General features: G+C 46.1%; 15 protein-coding genes and 2 tRNA genes. 2 read left to right on the forward strand and 15 right to left on the reverse strand.

The features are described from left to right. Positions 1 to 138 precede the first annotated feature (138 nt). From ACZLMD_RS09380 to ACZLMD_RS09430, 11 genes are all read right to left on the reverse strand, one after another. Positions 139 to 846 carry a TraX family protein gene (locus ACZLMD_RS09380; protein ID WP_482523165.1) on the reverse strand — a complete coding sequence of 236 codons (708 nt, stop codon included), beginning with the start codon at positions 844 to 846 and terminating at the stop codon, positions 139 to 141. 227 nt (positions 847 to 1,073) lie between these two features. Further along, a tRNA-Glu gene (locus ACZLMD_RS09385) sits at positions 1,074 to 1,145 on the reverse strand. A gap of 34 nt (positions 1,146 to 1,179) precedes the next feature. Then, a tRNA-Glu gene (locus ACZLMD_RS09390) sits at positions 1,180 to 1,251 on the reverse strand. Positions 1,252 to 1,382: 131 nt separating this feature from the next. Next, entirely contained in the window at positions 1,383 to 2,702 is a 1,320-nt protein-coding gene (lepB, locus tag ACZLMD_RS09395) for a signal peptidase I (RefSeq protein ID WP_482522417.1), read from the reverse strand. Positions 2,703 to 2,729: 27 nt separating this feature from the next. Next, on the reverse strand, positions 2,730 to 3,050 hold the full coding sequence (gene rpoZ, locus ACZLMD_RS09400) for a DNA-directed RNA polymerase subunit omega (protein ID WP_482522418.1): 321 nt from the start codon (positions 3,048 to 3,050) through the stop codon (positions 2,730 to 2,732). An 85-nt stretch (positions 3,051 to 3,135) separates the two neighbouring features. Then, positions 3,136 to 3,753, reverse strand: coding sequence for a guanylate kinase (gene gmk / locus ACZLMD_RS09405; RefSeq protein WP_489495605.1), 618 nt, complete (start codon positions 3,751 to 3,753; stop codon positions 3,136 to 3,138). Between the two features lie 2 nt (positions 3,754 to 3,755). Continuing rightward, positions 3,756 to 4,025, reverse strand: coding sequence for a DUF370 domain-containing protein (locus ACZLMD_RS09410; protein WP_022306425.1), 270 nt, complete (start codon positions 4,023 to 4,025; stop codon positions 3,756 to 3,758). Between the two features lie 23 nt (positions 4,026 to 4,048). Further along, a complete protein-coding gene (locus ACZLMD_RS09415; RefSeq protein WP_489495606.1) occupies positions 4,049 to 4,927 on the reverse strand; it encodes a YicC/YloC family endoribonuclease in 879 nt (292 codons plus the stop codon). Between the two features lie 86 nt (positions 4,928 to 5,013). Further along, entirely contained in the window at positions 5,014 to 6,675 is a 1,662-nt protein-coding gene (locus tag ACZLMD_RS09420) for an AI-2E family transporter (RefSeq protein WP_118561045.1), read from the reverse strand. Between the two features lie 117 nt (positions 6,676 to 6,792). After that, a complete protein-coding gene (locus ACZLMD_RS09425; RefSeq protein WP_489495607.1) occupies positions 6,793 to 7,485 on the reverse strand; it encodes an LrgB family protein in 693 nt (230 codons plus the stop codon). Continuing rightward, positions 7,478 to 7,834, reverse strand: coding sequence for a CidA/LrgA family protein (locus ACZLMD_RS09430; RefSeq protein WP_118561043.1), 357 nt, complete (start codon positions 7,832 to 7,834; stop codon positions 7,478 to 7,480). Before ACZLMD_RS09430 ends, ACZLMD_RS09425 begins: the two co-directional genes overlap by 8 nt. A gap of 376 nt (positions 7,835 to 8,210) precedes the next feature. Here ACZLMD_RS09430 and ACZLMD_RS09435 point away from each other — a divergent pair, with 376 nt between their 5' ends. After that, positions 8,211 to 10,319 carry a glutamine synthetase III family protein gene (locus ACZLMD_RS09435; protein ID WP_118561042.1) on the forward strand — a complete coding sequence of 703 codons (2,109 nt, stop codon included), beginning with the start codon at positions 8,211 to 8,213 and terminating at the stop codon, positions 10,317 to 10,319. Positions 10,320 to 10,535: 216 nt separating this feature from the next. Further along, positions 10,536 to 11,474 (forward strand): carbamate kinase, encoded by a 939-nt coding sequence (gene arcC, locus ACZLMD_RS09440; RefSeq protein WP_118561040.1) that lies wholly within the window; start codon positions 10,536 to 10,538, stop codon positions 11,472 to 11,474. A gap of 289 nt (positions 11,475 to 11,763) precedes the next feature. On the opposite strand, the gene carB is transcribed toward arcC, so the two are convergent. The 4 genes from carB to ACZLMD_RS09460 are packed head-to-tail and all read right to left on the reverse strand — an operon-like array spanning position 11,764 to position 18,003. Further along, positions 11,764 to 14,991 carry a carbamoyl-phosphate synthase large subunit gene (carB, locus tag ACZLMD_RS09445; protein ID WP_118561038.1) on the reverse strand — a complete coding sequence of 1,076 codons (3,228 nt, stop codon included), beginning with the start codon at positions 14,989 to 14,991 and terminating at the stop codon, positions 11,764 to 11,766. Continuing rightward, a complete protein-coding gene (locus ACZLMD_RS09450; protein ID WP_022306432.1) occupies positions 14,991 to 16,091 on the reverse strand; it encodes a carbamoyl phosphate synthase small subunit in 1,101 nt (366 codons plus the stop codon). The genes carB and ACZLMD_RS09450 overlap by 1 nt, the downstream gene beginning before the upstream one ends. Further along, the gene (locus ACZLMD_RS09455) at positions 16,092 to 16,652 is read right to left on the reverse strand and encodes an ANTAR domain-containing response regulator (protein WP_022306433.1); all 561 of its coding nucleotides are present in this window, start codon (positions 16,650 to 16,652) and stop codon (positions 16,092 to 16,094) included. A 40-nt stretch (positions 16,653 to 16,692) separates the two neighbouring features. After that, a complete protein-coding gene (locus ACZLMD_RS09460; RefSeq protein ID WP_482522285.1) occupies positions 16,693 to 18,003 on the reverse strand; it encodes a glutamine synthetase family protein in 1,311 nt (436 codons plus the stop codon). Positions 18,004 to 18,623: the final 620 nt, after the last annotated feature.

Genomic DNA, 18,623 nt, shown 5'->3' on the forward strand with positions numbered 1-18,623 from the left:
CTTTGGTATCCGGAAGCATTTCCGACATTTCACAAAACCTCGTTGAGCGGCACACTTGATTATCTTATCATTACACTTCCATTCTGTCAACTGTTTTTTATTATTTTTCCATTGGTAATTTTGAAGACTGCCGCCATCTCACAAAAGCACGAAAATCCCATATAAGATCAGTAGATGTACCGGATAAAACCAATAGAAAAAGCTTCGAGGCAGCCTCGTCCTGCCCGCATCCCTATCCGCCGCATAATAACGCACAAAAAATAACGCCACTGCACCGAACGCCTCCAGCCAGCCCTGACCGACACACAAAAGCAAAATGCTGTATATCAGCAATCGCCAGTCATACTGCCCCACATAAAACGCAAGAATCATTAACACTCCCCAAAACGAATAATCACTTCGGCAAAGCACGGCAGCCACCATGGCAACCCCAACGATCCCACAAGAAATCGGAATACGCCACCCTTTCCCAACATACTCCTTCGTCCGGAAAAGTCCCAAAAGCATCATTAGTCCGATTGCAAGCGTCACAAAGACATTCTGATTCCACGGATTCCAGATACGTCCGAAAAACGCAAGATCATACGGAATCTCCGATACCAGTGCAAAGCACCATAGCCGGAAAAGATACTTTCTGCGGCTGTGCGTATAGAAAAAGCCCTGTACCAGAAGAAAACAGATCAGAGGGAAAGAAACCCTTCCAATCCCCCGAAGCAGATAATAACATACCGGCATCGTTTTCACCGGCACAAAAATGCAGCCCACATGATCCAAAACCATCGTTACCATAGCGATCCACTTCAACTGATTTCTTGAGAACTGCTCCTTCGACAATGAAAATACCACCTTCTCCTCTCCCTTCGTAAGCAATCCGTCTTAAAGCGGGCTTGCCCACTTTGCGCGTCACCGCACAATTGCTTATGCAATCTTCCTCTGTGCGGTGATCGCATCCTCGCGGTGCGTTTTTACATTATAGGAAACGACAACTTTCCTATAATGTAAAAAAACAAAAATCTACTCATATACTACGAGTAGATTTCCATTCGGGTTGGGCTGTTATAAATAACAGTTAGCAGTCTGTAGGGGAATCGAACCCCTGTTTTCGCCGTGAGAGGGCGACGTCTTAGCCGCTTGACCAACAGACCAAATATGAAGTTGTAAGCTGCCATATACAGCTAGCAGTCTGTAGGGGAATCGAACCCCTGTTTTCGCCGTGAGAGGGCGACGTCTTAGCCGCTTGACCAACAGACCATTTTGCTACTGCGCTTTACCGCGTCAGCAGTTGATATATTACACTACTTTCTGACAAAATGCAAGCATTTTTTTGATTTTTTTTAAAATATTTTTTGTAAAGCTCCGCAAACCCGCATTATTTCTAGGGTTTAGCGGTTAAAATATTTATCAATTCCGTCTGCCATTCCCTTTGCCATTTTGTTCTGGGTAGACTTTTTCTGCATATAGCGATCCTCTGTCGGATTACTCAAAAATCCCATCTCGATCAGAGTCACCGGAATCTTACTCCAGTTTGTTCCTGTCAGATCGTCTCTGAGAGAGAGACCTCTGCTGCGAATTCCTGTCTTCTTACAATAACTGTTCAGCATATACTGAGACAGCTTCTTAGACTTCGCACTGAGCTTTCCGACATACCGGTTCTTTGTCGACGGATATAACGCAGATGCTCCCCGTACTGACGATGACGCAGAACTGTCCGCATGGATCCTTACATAGATATCAGCACCGCTTTTATTGGCAATCTGCGCCCTCTGCTTATTACTGATATTGACATTATTCTTCGTGCGGATCATAACAACCTTATATCCACGCGATTCAAGCTCCTTACGAAGCTTTTTGGCAACACTTAAGTTGATCTTATACTCCGGCACATGAGAAGACACACCTGTCGCACCTCCGGCAACCTTTGCCTTACGCACTGAAGAGCCCGGGCCCACCGGCTCTGTCGAGCTGTTGCCGCGACTCTGATGACCGGCATCGATTGCAACTACCTTTGCATCATCTGTATCTGCGTCCGAACCGCGCTCTGCAGCCTTAGCCTTAGTCCCCTGGGAACGAAGTGTGCCAAACTTGTTCAACGGATAGATCCGAAGTACAGCCCTTCCCTCAATCTTGTCGCGGGATACCGGACCAACCTCCTCATAACGGCTGTCCTCGCTGACCTCACGGTTATCTCCCAACACAAAATATTCATCCTTGCCGAGTTTTAACGGCTCCGAGGCAATGCCGGATTCCGTCATCGGATCCTTGCCATAGTTCTCCTTAAGAACCTTTCCATCAATATAGATCGTATCTCCCACGATCTGTATTGTCTCTCCCGGCAGACCGATTACCCGCTTAATGTAATAATCCTCATTCTCTCTGCCATATGGATAAAATACGATCACATCAAACCGTTTTGGATCGGAGAAGCGGTAAGACAGCTTATCGACCAGAAGGTTATCCTGATCCTGCAGTGTCGCCTCCATAGAGGTACCATCCACGATCGTACGCTGTATCACATAGCGCGGCACAACCATCACACATACCACAATGATCGCCACATAAACAAGTAGCTCAAAAATGGCACTTCGGATGCGCTGTGCCTTTGATGGTTTCTTCGTATTATCCTTCTCCTGTGTGTTTTCTTCTACCGGGCAGTTTTCTTCCTGCTCCACTTCATTTGTCTGATCCTGGTTTTGTTCCATCATCAACAAGCTCCTATCCTGACAATTTGATTAGTCTTCCTCAGAAAATGAAAGGAATGACTCTGCTTCCTCTGCTCTCTCCTGTGCCTCTTTGGCTTTCTTTGCCTCAAGCTCAGCAGCCTCTTCCTCGCTGAGAATACGGATCTTGGAATTGCTTAACTCCTCAATTGCTGTAGACAGCGGTTTTGGACATTTGGATTTTACGAGTGGCTGAACTCCATCGATCAGCTGACGTGCTCTCTTGGAGGTTGCCAGAACGATAGAATAACGGCTGTTGACTACCGGAGCCTCACCGGTCTCTACCTCACTGTTTACTAATTTCATTAAATCTGTATAAGATGGATGTAACATAAATATACCCCTTTCAATTGTAATCTGATTAATTTGAAAATATTGCACTAGCTATTAGAATATCGCAAAAAGATAAATTTATCAACTATCTTTTTTCAAACTCCTGTTTTATTTTCTGAATGAAGCCCTCCTGCTGTTCCCTCTTATAATGAAGCGAACGGATCAGCTGATGGACATTCTCCACGCATTCATCCAGATCATCGTTAATGACAATATAGTCGTATTTTTTCATATAAGCACTTTCTTCTTTGGCTCTCGCCATACGCTCACGGATTACCTCTGCCGTCTCTGTTCCTCTGCTGACCAGCCGCCGTTCCAGTTCATCTACCGTTGGCGGTGTCAGAAAGATCAGATTTACCTCCGGAAGGATCTCGCGGACATGAAGCGCTCCCTGCATTTCAATTTCAAGAATAACGTCTTTGCCCTGCTCCAGCTGCTGCACCACATATTCCTTTGGTGTTCCGTAATAATTTCCGACATACTGCGCATACTCAATGAGCTGATGCTCTCTGATCATTTTCTCAAATTCTTCCTTGGTTTTGAAGAAATATTCTCTGCCATCCTGCTCCCCCTCCCGCGGTGATCGGGTTGTCGCTGAAATCGACAGACCATAATCGTATTTTTGAAGAAGCTGTTTAACAACGGTTCCTTTCCCGGCTCCTGAAAATCCTGAAATGACTGTAAGAACTCCTCTGTCTGACATTTTTATTCCTCCATTTCCTCATTATGCTTCTCATAATCCATCGGCGTTTTCACTCTGCTCTCAATCGTTTCAGGCAGAAGTGCCGACAAAACAAGATGTCCACTGTCCATGACCAGAATGCATTTTGTTTTTCTGCCACAGGTGGCATCCACCGCCAGCCCTGCATCCTTGGCATTTTGAATCATCCGCTTGATCGGTGCCGCATCGGCACGCACAATGCTGATGACCTTATTCATATTAACCACATTCCCATAACCGACATTTACCAGCATTTTATTTCCTCCCGGCTCTGCCATTATTCAATGTTCTGAATCTGCTCTCTGACCTTCTCGATCTCCGTCTTCAGATCAATGGCAATATTGGAAAGTGTCCTGTCATTTGCTTTTGAAAGAATGGTATTAGATTCTCGATTCATCTCCTGTGCGATAAAGTCGAGCTTGCGTCCGATGTTCTCTCCCAGCAGCAATGTATCTCTCATATTCTTGATATGGCTGTGAAGCCGGACTGTCTCTTCATCCACACAGACCTTATCTGCATAGATCGTAAGCTCTGTCGCAAGCACACGCTCATCAATATTCTTATCACCAATCAGCTCCTCTACCTTATCTGTGATCTTCTGTCTGTACTCAGCAAGCATCTCCGGAGAACGCTTCTCCACATCACATACCATCTGCTCAATACCATCTAACTTCTCATTCAGATCACGGAACAGATGCTCCCCTTCCTTCTCTCGGGATTCTGCAAAACGCACAGCAGCCTCTCTTAACGTCTGCTCCAGCACCGGAAACAGCGTCTCTTCATCGTCTTCCATCTCATCCAGAGCGATCACATCCGGCATACGGATCAGCGCTGCCGCAGAGATTCCCTTTTCAATACCAAAGGTGACCGTCGCCTTCTCGATCGCATCCATATAGCCTCTTGCAACGGTATCGTGGTAATCCACCTTTGTCCGCTTTCCGGCATAATCCTCATAAGAAATATAAATATCAATCTTACCTCTGGAAGCATATTCCTTCACGGTGGAACGCACTGCATTCTCAAATGCATTAAACTTCTTAGGAAGCTTGATCCCGATATCGCAGTATCTGTGATTGACCGCCTTCATCTCCACTGTCATCTTATATTCCTCGGTGATCACTTCGCTTCTTCCAAAGCCTGTCATACTTTTAATCATATTTTCCCCATTTCTGTGTACAGCTCCCCTTTTGATTCCGGTCCTGCACACCCGGCCGGCATCATTTTCTATCATTAACCGTTGCTTTATTTGTGTTCCTGCTTGTCTGTCACTAATACATCTGCAGCTTCCACAGTCCGCCCCGGCATGTTTTCCCCGGCTTCCACGACCTTCCCGTACTCGTCTCTGCCGCCTTCTGCCAAATCGTCCACTGTCTTCTCCGATGCATTTTGACTATCCTGCCCTGCTGCATTCTTCAGCTTCGGCTGTTCTCCCTCCGCATCCGAAACATCCATCGGCTTCTGGTCTAACAGCTGCATCAGCGTTATTTTATCCTCTGCATCTCTACGCAGATTTGCATTTCTCTTTTCCTTCTTTGTATACAGGATATAATGCTTATCTCCCTGGACATCGGACTGAATACTCTTCAGATCCTTATACATCTCTGTCTCCGTACTAAGTCTCTTATGATACAGCCGAAGCTCCAGATAGTCCTTCAACAGACGATAGATCATCGCAAACAACGGCACTCCGACGATCATGCCGACAATGCCCCACATTCCGCCGAACAGCAGGATTGCAAAAAGTACCCAGAATGCGGTCAGACCGGTCGATTCACCAAGAATAGCAGGTCCTATTACGTTTCCGTCCAGCTGCTGCAGAATAATGATAAAAACCACAAAATATAAACACTGCATCGGGCTGACCAACAGGATCAGCAACGCACTCGGCACCGCTCCAATATACGGACCGAATACAGGGATCACATTCGTCACACCAACGATCACGCTGATCAGCAGCGAATACGGAAGCTTCAGGATCCACATTACAATAAAACAGATCACTCCGATAATCGCTGAGTCCACGATCTTACCAACAATGAAGCCGCTAAATGTATCATTTGTCATGCGGCTGTAATGCAAGATCACATCTGCCTGCTTCTTTCCAAAGACCGCATAGATCATTTTCTTTGCCTGTGCCAAAAACTTCTCCTTGCCAAGAAGCAGATACACGGCAACAATACAGCCGATCAGCAGATTATATAATACGCCCAGCACACTGAACACACCACTTGCAAACATAGACGCAAGCGAATTGACATTCGGCAGGAGCCCGGTCTGCAGCCACGGAAGCAGATCCTTCTGTGTCCACTCATCCAGACTGTCAGTCAGATGAAGCAGCGCATCCTGAAACTGATTGGCCATATAAGGATTGTCCATAACCCACTTGCTGACCTTATGATAATAATCCTGTGCCTGATCCGGCAGCGTATTGGCAAGTGCAATGACACTGTTAAACACCTGCGGGATCAGCATCCAGAGCAGCACGGTAATGATCAGCAGACCTGTGATCATCGCCAGGATCAGGCTGATCACCTTGGAAAACTTCTGATAACGTTCCACATGCCGCTCCTCGTCCTCCGGAATCTTTCTTCCAAACAGGCGGTAAAATACATTGCCGTAAAATACCATCAGCGGATTCAGCAGGTATGCGATCACCAGACCATATATTACCGGCATCAGAAGCTTCACCAGCGTCCGCACTGCTTTCAGAATATGCACCATATTAGAAAGGCAGTAAAATATAACGATTGATATGATAATAACAAGAAACAGACCAAACCAGTGACCAAGCATTCCCCGGAAACGTTTCTTTTTCTTTTGTTGTGATGCCACATAATCCGGATGAAAGATTTCCTCCGGCTCCTGTACAGATATATCTATATTTTTTGTCTGCTTCTTCTCCATAAGCACTCCTCATTTCTACACTTTTGCTGACATTCGATGTATATCGGTTACACACACTCTTTCTTATGATAAACGATTCGCCCTCAAAAAGCAATAGCGAGGCGGTACATCCTTTCTTTATAAAAAGCAGGAAAATACGGACGCTCCCACAACCGTCAAAAGACCTGCAACCGCAATCGACAAGCCGGAAATCGCCCCTTCCGTCTCTCCCATTTCCATTGCCTTGGAGGTACCGATCGCATGCGATGCCGTTCCGATCGCAACACCTCTTGCAACCGGCTCCGTGATTTTAAAGATCCTGCACGCCGTCTCCGCCAGAACACTTCCAAGAATACCGGTAATAATTATGATTGCCACAGTAAGTGTCACATAACCGCCAAGCTCCTCCGAAACGCCCATCCCGATCGCTGTTGTGATCGATTTTGGCAGGAGCGTCGCATACTCCTTGTGATTCATTCCAAAGAAAACAGACATGGCAAGCACACTGCAAAGACTTGTCAATACCCCCGAAAGTATCCCCACCATGATCGCACGGAAGTTCTTTTTCAAAAGCTCAATCTGCTCATAAAGAGGAATCGCAAGGCAGACCGTTGCCGGTGTCAGAAAATAGCTGATCACATTCGCCCCCTCTTGATACTTTCTGTAATCTGTCCCTGAAACACCAAGAAAGACCATAATCAAAATAACAGAGATTAATAATGGATTAAAAATTGCCCGATGAAATTTTCTCTGCAGCAGCATTCCAATTCCATATGCCACAAAGCTCAACGCTACACCCCAGAATACCGAATTCTGCATAAACTCACTCATTGGTCTGCTCCTCTCCTTTCATCGCCTGCGTTACCCTGCCTGCCACCAGCATCACAAGCAGTGTACTCACAAGCGTGATCACTACATATGGCACCAGCACCGGCATTAATGTATGATATGCTCCGAGCAGTCCGACTGCCGCCGGAATAAACATAAGCGGCATTACCTCGATCAGAAAACGACCGGTCTCACGAACCTCTTCCAATGGTATGATCCCTGTCGATAATGCCGTAAACAGTATTGCCAGACCATAAATGCTTGCCGGCATCGGAAGTGGAACAATACTATGTAATATTTCTCCTAATAATGAAATGAAAAGAATGATTGAAAACTGCTTCAGATACTTCAATCGAAAAACACCTCTTTCTCTCTGCGAATATTCGCTATGTACTTGTGATATAACTGCTTTTTACAGACAGCGTTTTTTAGAGTATACCTATTAAAATGTTTTGTCAACAAGGAATTTGTGATCAAAGAATTTAAAAAAATCAAAAAAGGGGCTTTTCAAATGATTTATTTTGTGATATAGTAATCTGCAGTTGGATAACGAACGGAACAAGGGTGTTCTCATTACTTGTAATGAGTGCGCCCTTTTTTACTAATCAGACTGACATAAACAGTTTATCCAGCATCCATGAGACGGTCATCGACAACAGGGTTTGACACATTATCCGACCGCCTCATAAAATAAAAAGTCAGTTGATGATGAAAGGATGGTAGGAATTATGGAACAAAACGTAATTGAGCAGGTTTTTGGTAAAGACGTGTTCAACGATGAGGTAATGAAGGAAAAGTTGCCTAAGGACGTCTACAAATCATGGAAGAAAACATTGGAGAATGGCGAGGATCTCAATCAGGATATCGCAAACGTCGTCGCTCATGCCATGAAAGAGTGGGCTTTAGAGCACGGCGCTACTCATTATACACACTGGTTTCAGCCAATGACCGGTATTACAGCAGAGAAGCATGATTCATTCTTAAGTCCTGCATCTGACAGCAAACCGGTTCTTGAATTTTCCGGCAAGGAGCTGATCAAGGGTGAACCGGACGCTTCTTCTTTCCCTTCAGGTGGTCTTCGTGCGACCTTTGAGGCAAGAGGATATACAGCATGGGATTGTACATCACCTGCATTCCTGCGTGAGGATGCTGCCGGCGTTACACTCTGCATCCCTACCGCATTTTGTTCATATACAGGTGAGGCACTTGATAAGAAAACTCCTCTCCTTCGTTCCATGGAAGCGCTCAGCAAACAGGCTGTCCGCATCGTAAAGCTTTTCGGATATGATGATGTCAAGAAGGTATCCTGCTCCGTAGGACCTGAGCAGGAATATTTCCTGGTTGACAGAGATAAATATTTACAGCGTAAGGATCTGATCTTCACCGGTCGTACTCTTTTCGGTGCACCGGCTCCAAAGGGTCAGGAGCTTGATGATCACTACTTCGGTACCATTAAGGAGCGCATCGCTGCATTCATGAAGGATCTCAACATTGAGCTCTGGAAGCTTGGAATCCTTTCCAAGACACAGCATAACGAGGTTGCTCCGGCTCAGCATGAGATGGCTCCAATCTTTACAACTGCTAATATCTCTACCGATCATAACCAGCTTGTTATGGAGCTGATGAAAAAGGTAGCTAAGAGACATAATCTTGAGTGTCTGCTTCATGAGAAGCCATTTGCAGGTGTAAACGGTTCCGGTAAGCATGACAACTGGTCTATCGTAACCGATACCGGAATCAACCTTCTGGATCCGGGCAAGAAACCACATGAGAACAAGCTGTTCCTTCTGACACTTGCCGCTGTGATCAAGGCTGTTGATGACAACGCAGAGCTTCTTCGTCTGTCTGCTTCCAGCCCCGGAAACGACCACAGACTCGGAGCAAACGAGGCACCGCCTGCTATCATTTCTATCTTCCTTGGCGAGCAGCTTGAGGATATCATTGAGCAGATCATCCGAGGTGATGTTTCTTCCTCTATCCAGGGGGAGAAGCTTGATACCGGTGTTCATGTTCTTCCGGTACTGAAAAAGGATGCTACTGACAGAAACCGTACATCTCCATTCGCATTCACCGGTAATAAGTTCGAGTTCCGTATGCTTGGTTCTTCCATGTCCATCTCCGGACCAAACTTTACATTAAATACTATGGTTGCCGATGTCCTTCAGGATTTTGCAGATGAGCTTGATCAGGCAGACGATTTCGACTCTGCTGTTGACGCTCTGATCAAGAAAACCGTTACCGAGCATCAGCGTATCATCTTCAACGGAGACGGATATTCTAATGAGTGGGTTGAGGAAGCTGAGAGACGTGGTCTTCCAAACATCAAGTCCATGGTTGAGGCAATTCCTTATCTTGCAACAGACAAGAGCGTAAATCTGTTTGAGAGACAGAATGTCATGACAAAGGCAGAGCTTGAGTCTCGTGTAGAGATTAACTATGAGAACTACTCAAAGACGATCAACATTGAGGCTAAGACAATGATTGATATGGCTGGCAAACAGTTCATTCCATCTGTTATCAAATATACAACAAGCCTTGCAGATTCTATCACAAAGGTTCAGACTGCATGTCCGGATGCTGATGTATCTGTACAGACTGAGCTGTTAAAGAAAACATCTACTCTCCTTGCTTCTGCACAGAAGGCACTGGCTACCCTTGAAAAGGCAGTTGATGAGGCAGATACTAAGGAAGAGGGCAAGGAACAGGCTCTGTTCTTCCGCGAGGTTGTATTTGCTGATATGGAGACACTCCGTGCTCCGATCGATGAGCTGGAGATGATCGTCGATAAGACGTACTGGCCGGTACCAACCTACGGCGATCTGCTGTTCGAGGTATAATACATACCTTTGAACCGTAGAGAATAATTATGCTTTCATATTATAATATTCCCAATTTATAAATGAATCAGAGAAGGGGCGGTTGACCGTATGGCAATCGTCTCTTTTCTTGTGTTATCATTCCGTTTATGATATACTTAAAGTTATCAATGCAGATGTTTTTTGTTCGTAAATATATCTGTCTATCACTACATAATACATATGGAGGTACCCATTATGAACAATAAAAAAATCGTGGTTGCTCTTGGTCATAACGCCCTTGGCAGCACCTTTCCGGAGCAGAAGGCTGCCGTAAAGAAAGCCGCTGCAGCAATTGCCGATCTCGTTGAGGCAAAGTATCAGGTTGTGATCACGCACAGTAACGGACCACAGGTCGGCATGATCCACGCAGCAATGACCGAGTATTCTCTTCTCGAGCCGGACAATACAGTAGCACCAATGTCCATCTGCAGCGCAATGAGCCAGGGCTACATTGGCTATGATCTTCAGAATGAGATCCGCACCGAGCTGTTAAACCGCGGTATCTACAAGCCGGTCACCACACTGATCACACAGGTTCGTGTTGATCCGTTTGACGCAGCCTTCAGCCAGCCATCCAAGGTCATCGGTCGTTATATGACGGAGGAGGAAGCCAAAGCTGAGGAAAAGAAAAACAACCATGTCATCAAGGACGGCGACAAGGGTTACCGCCGTATCATCGGCGCTCCACGTCCAATCGAAATCTATGAATTAGATGCGATCAAGGCACTCCTCGACGCAGATCAGATTGTCATTGCCTGCGGTGGTGGCGGAATTCCTGTTCTGCAGCAGGGAACCCGCTTAAAGGGAGCCAGCGCTGTTATCGAGAAGGATCTTACCAGTGCATGTCTCGCAGAGGGTATTCAGGCAGATATGCTTCTCCTGCTTACCGGTGTCGAGAAGGTTATGCTGAACTTTGACACGCCACAGGCAACACCGTTAGATCATCTCTCTGTTGAGGAGGCAACCAGATATATCGATGAAGGACAGTTCACTACAGGAGCAATGCTTCCAAAGATCGAGGCTGCTGTTTCCTTCGCATCCTCCTCTCCTGCCCACAAGTCTGTTATCACTGACCTGAACACTGCTTTGGACGGCGTAGCCGGCAAGACCGGAACTGTGATCACGGCAGATTAAGACAACCATTTTTTCATCATATAATCATAAAAACCAGCCCTCATATCAGAACAAATCCGTATAGGGCTGGTTTTTTATACATCTGACATTTTCCTATACCCAAAAACAGAATCCATACCGGTGTAGATTGGTATGGATTCTGTTTTTATATACACACATCTAACAGATGCCACGGATTGCTCCATTGCGATGCAATTTTGCAATCCGACAACCAGACAACCATTCATACACAGATACATATTGCTGATCTGTCTGCCGGCATCATAATATTACTCTTTTTCTTTATATCTTACTTTGCGTAGGAACCACTCTTGGAGATTGTTGCCACATCCACGATAGAAAGATGTGTCTTATCTGAGTTCTCAAGACTGGTCAGCAATGCATTGGCAGTATCAAGTGAAGTAAGAACGTTTACACCTGTCTCGATCGCAGTACGGCGGATCAGGAAACCATCCTTCATCTTGTCGCCGTGTGTCGGTGTATCGATAACGAGATCGATCTGATGCTCCAGAAGCAGATCCATCAGTGTCGGTGCTTCCTCATTGATACGGTTTACCGGAATGGCAAGCACACCGTTCTCATTCAGTACACGTGCTGTATTTCTCGTTGCGAAGATCTCATAGCCAAGCTTCTTAAAACGCTTTGCCACTCCAACAGCTTCCAGCTTATCCGAATCCTTCACGGAAATGATCATCTTCTTATGCTTTGGAAGGTTCACTCCAGCTCCGAGGAATGCCTTATACAGAGCCTCATCAAATGTCTTGGCGATACCAAGGCACTCACCGGTAGACTTCATTTCCGGTCCGAGGGAAATCTCAGCTCCACGAAGCTTCTCAAAGGAGAATACCGGCATCTTGATTGCAAGATAGCCTGCATCCGGTGCAAGACCAGGCTCAAAGCCAAGATCACGGATCTTTGCTCCAAGGATTACGCGGGATGCCAGATCAACGATCGGAATACCGGTAACCTTGCTGATATATGGTACGGTTCGGCTGGAACGAGGATTTACCTCGATCACATAAACCTCATCCTGATATACGATAAACTGAATATTGATCAGTCCGATTACATGCAGGGAACGTGCCAGCTTGCCGGTGTAATCGACCAGAACTCGCTTGATCTTCTCTGAGATCGTCTGTGCCGGATATACGGAGATACTGTCTCCGGAATGGATACCGGCTCTCTCGATATGCTCCATGATACCCGGGATCAAAATGTCCTCGCCATCGCATACCGCATCGACCTCAATTTCCTTACCCATCAGGTACTTATCGATCAGGATCGGATGCTCCTGATGATAACGGTTGATAACCGCCATAAACTCTACGATATCCTGATCGCGTACTGCGATCTGCATACCCTGCCCTCCAAGCACATAGGACGGACGGATCAGCACCGGATAACCAAGCTCATTGGCAACCTTTAACGCTTCCTCTGTCGTAAATACCGTATCACCCTTTGCTCTCGGAATACAGCACTGCTCCAGGATCTCGTCGAACAGCTCGCGATCCTCTGCAGCATCTACATTCTCTGCGCTTGTTCCAAGGATCTTAACACCCATCTTGATCAGGGATTCTGTCAGATTGATGGCAGTCTGTCCACCAAACTGTACAACGGCTCCGTCCGGCTTCTCCAGACGAACAATATTTTCTACATCCTCCGGTGTCAGCGGCTCGAAATACAGCTTATCTGCAATATCAAAGTCGGTGCTGACAGTCTCCGGGTTGTTATTTACAATAATGGTCTCATAGCCCTCCTGCTTCAGCGCCCATACGCTGTGAACAGAACAGTAATCGAACTCGATACCCTGACCGATACGGATCGGGCCGGAACCAAGTACCATGATCTTCTTGTGGTCTCTTGTCTCCTCAACCTCGTTGCTTCCATCAAAGCAGCCATAATAATACGGTGTCTCAGATGCAAACTCGGCCGCACAGGTATCAACCATCTTAAATGCTGCGGTAATGCCATACTCATAACGGAGCTGCTTGACCTCTTCCTCGGTCTTTCCGGTCCAGCGTGCGATCACGTTGTCCGGGAACTCCATTCTCTTCGCTTCCTTCATGAGTTCCTTGTCGATATTGCCGCCACATGCCTTGAGCTTCTTCTCCATCTCAACAAGGATCGCAAGCTTATCAATGAACCACTTGTCAATCTTTGTAATCTCATGGATCTTGTCGTAGGATGCGAGACCACGACGGAGAATCTCAGCAATCAGATAGATACGGCGGTCATCCACGATATCCAGCTTCTCAAGTACATCCTCATCGGACATGCCATCATAATCACCGGTCTCCAGACAGTCTACATGCTGTGCCAGAGAACGGATCGCTTTCATCAGACCACCCTCGAAGTTTGTACATATACTCATAACCTCACCGGTTGCCTTCATCTGTGTAGTCAGTGTACGCTTCGCATTGATAAACTTATCAAACGGAAGTCTCGGAATCTTTACAACACAGTAGTCCAATGCCGGCTCAAAGCTTGCGTAAGTCTTTCCGGTAACGGCATTCGGGATCTCATCCAGAGTATAGCCAAGCGCGATCTTCGCTGCCACCTTGGCGATCGGATAACCGGTTGCCTTTGATGCCAGTGCGGAGGAACGGCTTACACGAGGGTTTACCTCGATGACACAATATTCAAAGGATGTCGGATGAAGCGCAAACTGTACGTTACATCCACCTGTCACACCAAGCTCGCTGATGATCTTGAGTGCGGAGGTACGAAGCATCTGATACTCCTTGTCAGACAGTGTCTGTGAAGGAGCCACAACGATACTGTCTCCGGTATGTACACCTACCGGATCAAGGTTTTCCATGTTACATACGGTAATGCAGTTGCCGTTACTGTCACGCATTACCTCATACTCAATCTCCTTCCAGCCGGCGATACATCTCTCAACCAGAACCTGACCGACACGGGAAAGACGAAGTCCGTTGGAAAGGATTTCCTCAAGCTCCTCCTGGTTATGCGCGATTCCACCGCCGGAACCACCAAGTGTATATGCTGGTCTGAGCACAACCGGATAACCGATCTTATCCGCAAATGCCACACCATCTTCAATATTCTCTACAAGCTCGGAAGGCGCACATGGCTCACCGATGCGCTCCATCAGATCCTTAAACTCCTGACGTCCCTCTGCGTTACGGATCGTCTCTGCTGTTGTTCCGAGAAGCTTTACATTATGACTGTCCAGAAAGCCGGATTCTGCGAGTTCCATACCAAGATTCAGACCAGCCTGTCCACCCATGTTTGGAAGCAGACTGTCCGGCTTTTCTACCTCAATAATATGCTGAAGCACCTCAACGGTCAGCGGCTCAATATAAACCTTATCGGCGATGTCCTTATCGGTCATGATCGTTGCAGGATTGGAATTGACAAGGATAACCTCCATTCCCTCTTCCTTCAGAGAACGGCATGCCTGTGTTCCCGCATAGTCAAACTCGGCCGCCTGTCCGATAACGATCGGACCGGAACCAATTACTAATACACGTTTAATTCCCTCTAATTTTGGCATTACTGATTACCTCCCATCATTTTGATAAATTCCTCAAACAGCACTTCTGAATCCTTTGGCCCTGCATTTGCCTCCGGGTGGAACTGTACGGTTTTAACCGGCTTTCCGATATATTCAAGCCCCTCAATAGTCTTATCGTTTACATTGACAAACCAAGGCTTTGCCTTTGTCTCATCAAGTGATTCGCCATCCACAACATATCCGTGGTTCTGGGAAGAAATATATACTCTTCTTGTATGCAGATCCATAACCGGATGGTTCGCACCACGGTGACCGTATTTCATCTTGTATGTCTTAAAGCCATGTGCCAATGCCATAAGCTGATGTCCCAGACAGATTGCAAAGATCGGAATGCTTGATTCTGACAGCTTCTTAATCTGCTCAATGATTTCCACACACTCTGCCGGATCTCCCGGTCCGTTGGTGATCATGATACCATCCGGCTTTGCAGCGATCACATCATCTGCATTGAAATCACATGGATACACATCAACCTCACAGCCTCTGTTTAACAGGCAGCGGATGATGTTATTCTTTGTTCCGACATCAATCACTGCAACCTTAAACTTTGTCTCGGTCTTTTCAGAACCAAGATCACCCGGCTTGAAGGACTCCTTCTCACTTCGTGAAACCTTCTTCACAACACCTGTTACGGTATATTCCTTCAGCTTCGGAAGAATCTCATCCAGATTGTAATTCTCATTGGTTGTGATCATTCCGTTCATGGTTCCTTTCTCACGAAGGATCTTCGTAAGGGCTCTAGTATCAATACCGTAGATGCCCGGAATGTCCTGATCCTCCAGGAACTTCTGTAAGGTATCTTCACATCGGAAATTGCTTGGCATACGGGAAATTTCTCTGGTGATAAAACCGTCCGGCCATCCCTTTCGCGACTCCATGTCTGCATAGGCAACACCGTAATTACCGATCAACGGATATGTCATCGTTACCGCCTGTCCCGCATAACTCGGATCAGTCAGAACCTCAAGATATCCGGTCATTGACGTATTAAATACGATCTCACTGATCACTTCTTTTTGCGAGCCAACACTCTTGCCCTCAAATACTGTTCCATCCTCTAAAATAAGAAACGCTTTCATCTAAATTTCCCATTCCTTTCCATTTAGTTCTAGTATCATTTCAGCAGTTTCAACTAAATTTATCGCACTGTCCATGCTTATTTTTTGTATGTATCTATGTGCTTCCTCCTCTGTCATCTGGTTTCTCTCCATCAACAGCTCTTTTGCTTTCTGAATTATTCTTTTCTCACCTTCTGACCGTACCTTCGGCTTGTTCTTCTGCTTTTTCTTCCAGCGCCGGTACTGCACCATCATCATGTTCAGGGTGTCAAGCAGATCCTGTACCTTTAGCGGCATTGGCAGCGACACAATCTCACTGATATCGCTGTCCTCCAGCTTTGCCGGCGATGCCATCAGAAGCATTTGAAATCCTTTCGGCAGATAATCAAGTATCTCTGAGAAATGCATATCGCTGAAGCGATAGCCACAGATCACTACACCGCCATCCAATTCGTTTACCGCGCCGACAACCTGTGCACCATTATCGCATACCAGACTGACATCATACCCGTTTCGAAGCAGAAGTTTTTTAAGATTTTTTGCATCGTCCAGCTTTGGAAATGCAATGATGATATCTGCCATAAAAACCTCCCGTGTATCGGTTACTTATCAGCGGTACTGCTTATACTGTTCCAAGATAACGCTCCGTCTCCCAGTGTGTTACCTGCCTGCAGTATTCTTCCCATTCTGCATCCTTTGTAGAGATCAGATAATTCGATACATGTGCTCCCAGCACCTCCCGCAGGAACTCATCATTTTCAAAACGCTTCACAGCTTCATAAAGCGTCCTTGGAAGTCTCTCACGCTCAGCAAGCTCTTCCGTTGACATTTTGTCCATGCATACCGGCGGCTCAAGCTGCTTACGGACACCATCCATTCCTGCCGCCAGACAAGCCGCGATCACCAGATATGGATTCGCCGCACCGTCCGGATTGCGAAGAACGATCCTTCCGCCATCTCCACCAACCGATGTCAGACGGATCAGAGGGCTGGAATTATGTACAGACCAACTCACCCTGAGCGGTGCAAGAAATCCCGGAACCAGACGCTTGTAGGAGTTTACCAGCGGATTGGTTACCAGAGACATATCTGCAATATGCTCAAGCATGCCCGCCATAAAGGCATATCCTTCCTTGCTCACACCGGCTGAGTCCGATACATCCGTAAAGATATTCTGACCGTTCTTTGATAAAGAAAATGTATAATGTGCTCCGGAGCCCTTTGAATCCTTCTTCGGCTTCGGCATAAATGTCGCATGCAGTCCGTGACGCTTTGCTACGGTCCGGATAACCAGACGGGATGTCATAATGTTGTCTGCCATCGCAAGCGCATTGGTGTATGACATGTCAAGCACATGCTGTGCCGCCTCGTCGGAATGATAGGAGGACTCGGTTGAAATCCCCATATCTGCAAGATATAAGACCATGTCACGTCTTGCATTCTCACCGCAGTCCGCAGGCCCAACATCAAAATAGCCGCCCTTCTCGCTGGAATTATGGGTCGGCTCTCCGTTTTCGCCAAGGTCAAACAAGAAAAATTCATTCTTAAGGGCAACATCAAAATCGAACCCCATCTCCTTTGCCTGCGCAATTGTTCTTTTTAAAATGTAACGGCTGTCGCCGTCAAAAGGTGTTCCATCCGGTTTCACGATATCACAGATAAAACGAGCTACTTTGCCATGCTGTGGACGCCATGGAAAAATAACAAATGTATCTAAATCAGGAATTAAGAATAACTCCTCCATATCGCCATCAAAGCCATCAACCGCCGCACAGTCAAACTGACATCTGCCGTCTAAGATCTTATCAATCTGATCAACGGTCGTCGCCATGTTTTTAAGATTGCCGGCAATATCCGTAAACTGAAGACGGATAAATTCGATATCTTCCTCTTCGATCATGTCCAATATGTCGTCTCTGGTATAATTTGCCACGCTGCATCCTCCTATTCGCCATGATAATTCATCGTTCATATTGTATCAACGCACTTCTCCTTATTATATATCGTATAGAGTGGGATGTCAAAGACTATTTTAGCTTTTAACTTGTTTTTGCTTGTTTCATCTGTTTTTCAACAAAAATAGGGAACTTTCGCACCGACTTATTGGATGTGAAAGCTCCCTGTATCAATTATATGTTTACTTGCTAAAACTTCCCATACCTCAAATTGATGTATGCCCATAATATTTCTTATGTCCGGAAAATAAAATATCAATTTTGCCTGAGAAATCACTTAATCCGTGAACTATGACTAAAAAATTGACGCAGATCAGTAGGATTTCCGAAAAATCTTTGCTTTGCAATGCTTTGATAAATACGCATCCGCACGACTGAGCCCCATAGGTGGGCTCAGCTGTTTCGGACGGCACGCTCCCGCTACCACTGCACCACGCAGCGGTACATAACGCCCCGGATATTCAATGGAGTATCTATATCATTTGCAAAATCCAGGGCGTAAGTGACAAGACAATTTTTTAGTCATAGCTCACGGATTTTTAATATATTGGCAGGCAAAATATGATTTCTAAATAACCGGACATAAGAAATATTATGG

The organism is Jutongia sp., assembly GCF_057878315.1.